Here is a 7,864-nt window from a genome sequence, read left to right as displayed (position 1 = left end):
CGTCCGGACAACACCTGCTTGCGCGCAGTAGCTTCTGACGTCTGACCGATGACTTTTGGCACGAGCGCTTCATTGGAACCTTCGGCGAATTGCTTGATTTCTACAGCCAGTACCTCTGCCGGATCCATCTGCTCATTGAGAAATTCGACGATGCGTTTGAGTTCCTCAGGAATCTGATCGGCAACAAACAGCATCCGGACGTTGCCATTCCGAAGGTTCTCCTTGACGGTTCCCCAGAATTTCTCTGGCTCCTGTGAACCTGCCAGAAAAGCGCCGAGCTCCTCCGTGCTGTCACGCTTGCGTGCGACGCACGTATGTTCAAATTGCTCCATGATGTGCTCGATCGGCCAGTAACGAACTCCGTTGGCAGCATAGTCCAGCATCTGCCCGACGACCTCCCTCCGGATGCGCGTGTCAGTCGCCCTCTTCACCTCGACCAGCGTTGGCACGCCATCCTGGTCGATGAAGAGATGATCAAGGTGCCATCGGCCGGCTCCTGATTCGTCACCGGGAATGCTGATCTCGCGTTCAACGAGCAGCCACCGACGCGGATAGGTCTCGTCCATTTGGTCACCACCCAGCAACTCAGGATAGTTGGCCAGTAGTGCTTGCAGGCGGTCCTCCGAATCGTACGCCCGTTCCTCCATAGATGTCAACTTCTCCCCTTCGTGCAACAGGAAAATGTGATGTTTCATGCGTCCTCGTCGGGAACCAGCATCCAAATGCGCTTCAACGGCAAGTCTGCCCTGATATCGGCAGGGAGCTCCTCATAGTGCTCGAAGACCTTCTCGATGACCTCCTCTGCGCCCCATAGACGTACCCTGAAGAAGCTGTTCTTCTTGTGCTGCTGCTCGACACCCTTCGTATATCCTCCCCAGGAGACGAATAGTCCTTCGTGGACGTTGAATCCGGACATGACTCCAAGGAGTTGTGAGACGGTAGGAGCGTCCACAGGCGAGTCCTGTGATTTGACCTGAACGCAGATCCTTGGTTCATCGAACCCGAAGGCACCTCGACCGGCAAGGATGTCGACACCACCATCGGCTCCAGGTGGCGAGGTGAACGTTGTATAGCCCTCTGCAATCAGAATGGCCTCAACAAGACGGGCGAACCCATGCCCCTTCATCTTGGCGTTGATGCGCGCTCGAATGTCCTCCATTGCGACTTCCTCGAGATCAGGCATGGCCTCCGGCGGCCCATCGCCAGCATCAGGCTTGCCAAGTGGAGTATATCCGGGTCCTGGATCTCTCCCCTTCTCGGCGATGACCTGCAGCCGATGTTGGGCATCGTTCCGAGTGGGTTTGAATACCGTCAGTACGGATCCAAGCGAATAGAGAAGGTCCTGCTGAATGGCAGCCCGGGAGATGTCTGTTTTGAGCCACTTCACCTGGTGCACGTGACGGACCATGTCTCCTAAATCGGTGCGGTATTCATAGTCACCTATGACTGTTCCGGCAGCGATAGCATGGGTTGACTTGAGAGGCAAGAGGATAAGGTCACCCTTCTTGATGAGGCGTACGAATGACCAGATTTGTCCACGGTTGACCGCCTGCGAGCCAGGTGAATTCTGAGGATACACCTCAGCGTACATATGCTCCAACTTGGCCCGCGCTGAATCCTCATCGCTGTCCCGAGCGACCGGAGACAGGTCCGGAAGTTCGAGCCAACGGATCTCCGAGACGCCATTGTCAAGCGCAATACCTTCCTGCTCTCCGTATTTACCTCCACGTACTACCCATACTGCCATGAGTTCCTCCTCGTGATTCCATCCACTTCTCAGGCACAACGACGTCTCGAATGTTATGCCGCAACTGCCGTCTCTCTCACTCTCTCAAGAGCTGCCAGCAGCTCACTGACCTGTGCTGCATCGAACAATCCATCGGGCCCGCGCGGGGCAATATCCGTGAAGGGAGACCCATACAACAGAGCCGTATCCAACAAACCATGCTCGGTCAGGTGCTCCACAACCATGTTCACGAACTGGATCTGGTTGGCATTGAGAGTCTTGCCTGCCAGGAAGCCGTCCATTGCCTGTTTGGCCGCCTCGCGGTCCATGCCCACCAGCGACCGAGCGAACAGCCCAAGCCCTTGAGCCTCCTTCTTGGCGCGTTCTAGATCGCCAGCAGTGCCCCCGCATTCGCCCAACAAGTGCTCCAGCTCCTTCAAGTCCGATGCTGTCAGGGCCCTGTTGCTGCGCAGTTTCCGGATTGCATCGTTGTCTTGGCGCGAACGCAGGAAGACCTCGGCTTTCGCGCGGAACTTCTCGAAGTCCTGGCCAGGTGTTAGGCCAGGCAGTAGCATGCCAGCCTCCGTACCCAGTTCATCCTCGAAGTCGGTGTAGATGAACCTCCGTCTCTGCTTCTCGATCAACCCGACGAGTGCCCTCAGATGTCGTCGTACCTGTTCAAGCATGGTCACGGTCACGTCCTGCCACCATTCGTCGGTCGCCACAGACTGGATGAGCGGCATTTGCGCCATCACCATTGGAATAGCCGTCTTCTCCTCCAGGAGTCCAGCGATCGCCTTGACCTGTTCCCTGAGCTGCTCAAACACAGGCTCTGAGCACAACAATGCCAACTGCAGTCTGAGCATGAGCAGATCAAACCGCTTTGCCTCCTCTGGCTCCGCCTCCAATTCCGAAGGCAGTCCTGCCACTTGGTGAGACAGCTCATCCACGGCTTCGTCCGAGAGAACCGTCCATGTATCAGACTTGGCATACCTCTCGACTACACGCCGTTTGGGTCTGACGACGAAGTTGTCCAGGTTCATTGTCGCCACTTCTCCATGCAGGAGTTCCACGAGTGAGGACCGCATCTCTACGTCATTCGACGGGTCACCGCCAGGGATTACGGTCTCCCTGACACCGCTGCCCGCATCACCGGCAGCCTTGTCCAATTCCCTGATCATCTCCAGCCGGGCCAGAAACAGGCGCTTGCTCAGCGAATTCGGGACCGCTCCGTCAGTCGTCTCGGGATTCTGGCTGAAGTACTCCAGGTTCTGACAGTAGTCAAACAGGTAGAAGAATGCCTTGTTCTGCCCCGGGGCAAACAGGTCTGGACAGAGCCGTGTGCCACGTCCCACCATCTGCCAGAACTTGGTCTTGGAGCGCACGAGCTTGAAGAACACCAGGTTCAAGACCTCCGGTATGTCGATGCCAGTGTCCAGCATGTCCACAGACATTGCGATGTAGGGAGCTGCGTCCTTCTTCGAAAAGTCGTCGATCAGGCTCTGGGCATATTCAGTCTTGCATGTGATCACGCGGGCAAACTCACCGTTGAAGTGAGGGTAGTTCGCATTGAACCGCTCCGCGATGAAGTCGGCATGGGCCTGATTCTTGGCGAAGATGATCGTCTTGCCCAACCGGTCACCGCCAGCCACCTTCTGCCCGCGGGTCATCAGGTGAGCAAGCACCTTGTCCACGGTGTCCTGGTTGAACAGCCAGGCGTTGACGGCTGCAGCTTCCACCTGGTCAGGAACGTCCCCGTCTTCGTTCCACTCGAGTGCATCCCACCGATCCTTCTCATCCTCGGAGAGATCGTTGTACTTGATGCCTTCGCGCTGGAACTTCAACGGCACAGATACGGCCCTGGGAGGAACGAGGAATCCGTCCTGAACAGCATCTTCCAGTGAGTACGAGTCCGTGGGTACGCCGTCCTCCAGGTCGAACAGGCCGTAGGTGTTGTGGTCTACCTCATCCTTTGGCGTAGCGGTCAATCCGACAAGCAGCGAATCAAAGTAGTCAAGAATGCTGCGGTATTTCTGGAAGACTGAGCGGTGGGCTTCGTCGATGATGACCAGATCGAAGTGCCCCACACCAAAACGCCTATGGCCGTCCTGTGTCTCATCAATCAATCCCATCATGGTTTGGTAGGTGGACACAAACACACGACCCTCGGTGTCTCTGTCTGTGACCAGATTCACCGGCTCAGCATCGGGCAGGTGGCGCTTGAACGCACCTACGGCCTGGTTCACTAGTGCAGTTCGATCGGCCAGGAACAGCACGCGCTTGACCCAGTTGCATCGCATGAGCACGTCACAGAGTGCAATCACTGTGCGCGTTTTGCCCGCACCTGTGGCCATCACTGCTAGCGCCTTGCGGTCGTGATCGCGTTCAAACGCCTCACCTATTCGTCGAACGCAGCGCGTCTCGTAGAAGCGGTTGACAATCTCCTCATTGATGTTGGCTTGACCAAGTAGCCTGCGACTGGTGCGCCGTTGAATCAGGAGTTCCAGCTCCGGCTTCTCGTAGAATCCTTGCACTCGCCGTGGCGGATAGTTGATGTCGTCCCACAACCAGTGCTCGTACCCGTTGGTATAGAAGATGACAGGCCGTTGGCCAAACTGCCTTTCGAGGCAGTCAGCATACAACTTCGCTTGCTGCTGGCCTACACGTGCATCGCGCTGCGTGCGCTTAGCTTCTACGAGCCCAAGCGGTTTGCCGTCATCACCCCACAGCACGTAGTCTACGAAACCCTTATTCTCGCTGTTGGGCATCCCAGACACTTCGAACTCACGGTCGCGCGCCTGGTCGAGCTGCCACCCAGCCTCCTTCAACAGCAAATCGATGAAGTAGTCACGGGTTTCCGCCTCAGCATAGTCGTGTGTGTCTGGACGAGTGGCAGCTGCTTTCTTGGCTTCTGCCACTTCGACGCGGAGACGCGCGAGCTCTTCGCTCAGCGCAGCCTTGTCTGCAAGCACGACTGACAGTTTCTCATCGCGCTCGCTGAGTGCTATCTCCATCGACTGCAGTTGATCCAGCGTCTGCCGAGGAACGGGCGACGTGCGTGGCAACAACTCAGAAGCGAGCATCAACCCCGAATCCGGAGGTGCCACTCGTCCATAGGTACGGGCCAGCCAGTACGACACATGGAAGAGCTCTCGCACTGCCTCGAGTGAATCTGATTCCAGAATCTGGTGATGACTGTGAACCGCTTGATTGCCAAGTCGTGTGATCACACATACCTTGGTAAAAATCGCCTCGCCAGCTACAGCCTTGAACGTTGGATCATGAATCAGAGCCCCCAGGTTGTCCTGGTACGGCAGTTGCAGGGAACTGTCATGTTTGTAGACCCATTTGACAGCAAGCTCCAGAGCACGACGCGCGTAGAAGCATGCCGTCCGAGGATCTGGATGGGCTGCTGCGGCGGCCTTGCTCGCCGCCTCATAGACCTCAGGCCACTCTGTCCGAAGGAAGCTGAAGTTGTCCGTATCAGCCACGTCGATAGACGCTGTCCGCGTTGATCTGGTCACTGAAGTACGGAGTGAACCCCGTAAGCAAGATTGACATTGCGACCAAGTCACGCATATCCAAATCACGAAGCATGCCTGCCGAGGGAGTCCCGTGTCTGAGACCAGGAAAGTCAGATGTGAAGCCATACAGGTTCTGCAGCGACAACTTCACGGCGGGGTGTGGCCACTGCCGCATCTGATCGCTTATTGCCCCCAATTCGGTTCCCTTCACGTTGTTTGTGGCTGCTCCAATAGCCTCAAGCAGCATCACCTGCTTCGATATGCAGGTAGCGATGCGACCCTTTGTCTGACCGAGTCGCAGGCCATGAACAGCCTCCTGGAAATCCTCGAGGCGCTCGGCTATGTTGCCATTGACCGATCCAAGCCGGCATGCATCGCGGAAGAGGCTCGTGAAGATACCAGGCAGTGTTGGACACAACATACACGGGGGGCATATGTCATACCGAAGACTGTACTTCTCAATGAAGTCTGTCAACAGGCCAACGTAGGCACTCGCCAAGGAGTTGCCACCATAGTCGCCCATGATAGCGTGAGCGGCCTCGAGAAACCCGATAAGCGCTGCCTCACTTGCGATGCTACTGGCTTCTACTTTCTCGAACGCATCAAGACTTCTCGATTTGTCGTTGATGATGATGTCGTTTGCCCGCTCCAGTGCTTCGGCACGCTTCTTCGGATCGTTGACCAGTTCCGACAGTGCTTGTTCCAGCACTCTTCTGCTTATGGACACATCACTGATGACCTCGTCCAATGCAGCTTCCAGCGAACCAATGTTCGGCGATAAGCCAGAAACAGTCTCCTGGAGCACCTTGTTGAGGATCTCGTCATACGTCGCTCGATCGACCTTAGCCCCAGCAAGCTGGAGTGCTCGGTCAAACATCTCCCGCCGTTGGACTGCATCATTGATCACTAGTGCTGTTGCAGCCTCAGCCACAGGCTCTTTGAGTGCACACGTCAACTCACGGTAGAGCTCACAGAAAATGTCGTCCGGAACATCCTCCCGGTCAGTCAACGGAGTCCAGATTTCCTGCCAGGTCTCGCACCAGACGTCAATGAACTGACCATCCATGGCTACAGCTCACCCCGGAAAGCCCGATTCTGGAGCGAGGCGAAGAGCGTGTCGAGCTCATCCATCGAGGCACGGTGGGTCGTCTTCAGCTTCTCGACGGCAGCGACGCGTCGGGCGAATTCGCACTGGAGCTCATGCGGCGGGATGGGCACGGTGAGCGCCCGGATATCATCGAAGTTGAGCCCTGCCTTCACGCCTTGTCGATTGCGGCCAAGCACCTGTCGCTGACCAGCGGGCGATGTCAGGTAGGCTGAAAGGAAGCGAGGAACCAGCGCCCGTGTCCGCAGAATCGATAGGTGCTGGTTGATGAATGCTGCTCCAAGTCCTTCAGGCACGACGGCCGTACGACCCAGGTCAGCTGTAATGCTCAACAGTACATCGCCCGCCTGAACTCGCGTCCGCTCCGCCTCGGCAGAATGTGGAGCATCTACGTGAGTGATGTCATCCAAGACCAACTCGTCTCGTTGAACGTTCTGTATTCTGATGAATAAGTCACCAGACTCGGCGTAGTACTCAGCCCAGCCGCGTGACCCGCTCGTCATGAAGTCCAGCAACTGTCCCAGCTGTCTCACTGGCCACCTACTGAGCACAGCAGTTGGACCACCGAACATGTCCAGGAAGATCGATTGGGTGAGCAAATCGAGTTGCACTAGGGATGCTCGGCGCTCTGCCCGCAGCGCTTCTGCTTCGTCCAACACCTCCACGATCCGACACTGCTCACGAATCGAGGGAAGAGGTATTCGCACTTGTGCCAGCGCGTTCGCCACCGCTAGGTTCTTCATAGTTGTGCCCCTGATGAAGGGAGCAAGAGAAGCTCGAAACTGAGCGCGGTGCATGAAGTGAAACACATAATGAGAACTGGCCTGTGTGGCGTCAAAGCGGAGGACTCGCACGAAGTTGGACGCACAGGTCGTCGTGATGGGCTCCGTCGCGACGTACGCTGCATAGCCGCAGTTTCGCGATACCGTAAGCACAACATCGCCGCTCATGACTCGTGCTTTCTCAGCATCGTCCTCGCGAAAACCACGCGTTGGCAAATGCTTCTACTGAATGTCTCCCGAATCAAGCACGTCCCCGTTTCGAATCACAGGAACGTCAATCTCTGAGGTGCCTGCATCCTCTCCCCAATAGCCGGCTCGCTGCAAGACAAGCAGGTCCGCGATAGGCACCGTTCTCACAGCATCTCCTCCAGTTTCGTCATACTCTGTTGTATTTCCTGTTCCAACTTCGCAAGATCAGCAAGGATCTCCTTGGGTGCGCGGTGGTCAACCTCCTGGTACACTGCCTCTTTATATCGGTTGAGGCTAAGATCGTAGCCCTGCGCGGCAATTTCGTCTTTCGGAACGCAGAAGCTCTGCGCGCNNACGTCGGGCAGGTTGTTCTTAGCATAGTCTCCTTCCGTTAGGATGGTCCGTGGCACTGCACCAAGCTTATCTTCGAGCAGCAGGGGCGTGCGCTTGTCATCAAGGCTCCAGCCATCTGCCTGTACATCGTAGAACCAGACGTAGTCCGTGCCGCCGCTGTTGGTCTTGGTGAAGAGCAGAACGT

The 7,864-nt window shown here is 56.6% G+C and carries 5 protein-coding genes and 2 pseudogenes; all 7 read right to left on the bottom strand.

Going from position 1 to position 7,864, the window contains the following annotated elements:
• A pseudogene (locus tag SMC5_RS10105) lies at positions 1-695 on the bottom strand (hypothetical protein); the annotation flags it as partial.
• Positions 692-1,747, bottom strand: coding sequence for a restriction endonuclease (locus SMC5_RS10100; RefSeq protein WP_119089733.1), 1,056 nt, complete (start codon positions 1,745-1,747; stop codon positions 692-694). The pseudogene SMC5_RS10105 and the gene SMC5_RS10100, both read right to left, overlap by 4 nt.
• Before the next feature lie 53 nt (positions 1,748-1,800).
• Positions 1,801-5,217 (bottom strand): DEAD/DEAH box helicase family protein, encoded by a 3,417-nt coding sequence (locus SMC5_RS10095; RefSeq protein WP_207799221.1) that lies wholly within the window; start codon positions 5,215-5,217, stop codon positions 1,801-1,803.
• Positions 5,210-6,316, bottom strand: coding sequence for a hypothetical protein (locus tag SMC5_RS11180; RefSeq protein ID WP_207799220.1), 1,107 nt, complete (start codon positions 6,314-6,316; stop codon positions 5,210-5,212). Before SMC5_RS11180 ends, SMC5_RS10095 begins: the two co-directional genes overlap by 8 nt.
• Positions 6,317-6,318: 2 nt before the next feature.
• A complete protein-coding gene (locus SMC5_RS10090; protein WP_119120598.1) occupies positions 6,319-7,353 on the bottom strand; it encodes a restriction endonuclease subunit S in 1,035 nt (344 codons plus the stop codon).
• Positions 7,354-7,359: 6 nt separating this feature from the next.
• Entirely contained in the window at positions 7,360-7,494 is a 135-nt protein-coding gene (locus SMC5_RS11465; protein WP_279386325.1) for a hypothetical protein, read from the bottom strand.
• A pseudogene (locus SMC5_RS11825) lies at positions 7,491-7,864 on the bottom strand (hypothetical protein); the annotation flags it as partial. The pseudogene SMC5_RS11825 and the gene SMC5_RS11465, both read right to left, overlap by 4 nt.

Origin of the sequence: Candidatus Cryosericum odellii (assembly GCF_003570935.1) — a bacterium.
Classification (GTDB): Bacteria; Caldisericota; Caldisericia; order Cryosericales; family Cryosericaceae; genus Cryosericum; species Cryosericum odellii.
Note: the sequence above shows the minus strand (reverse complement) of the source record. Positions and strands in the feature narration are given on the sequence as shown.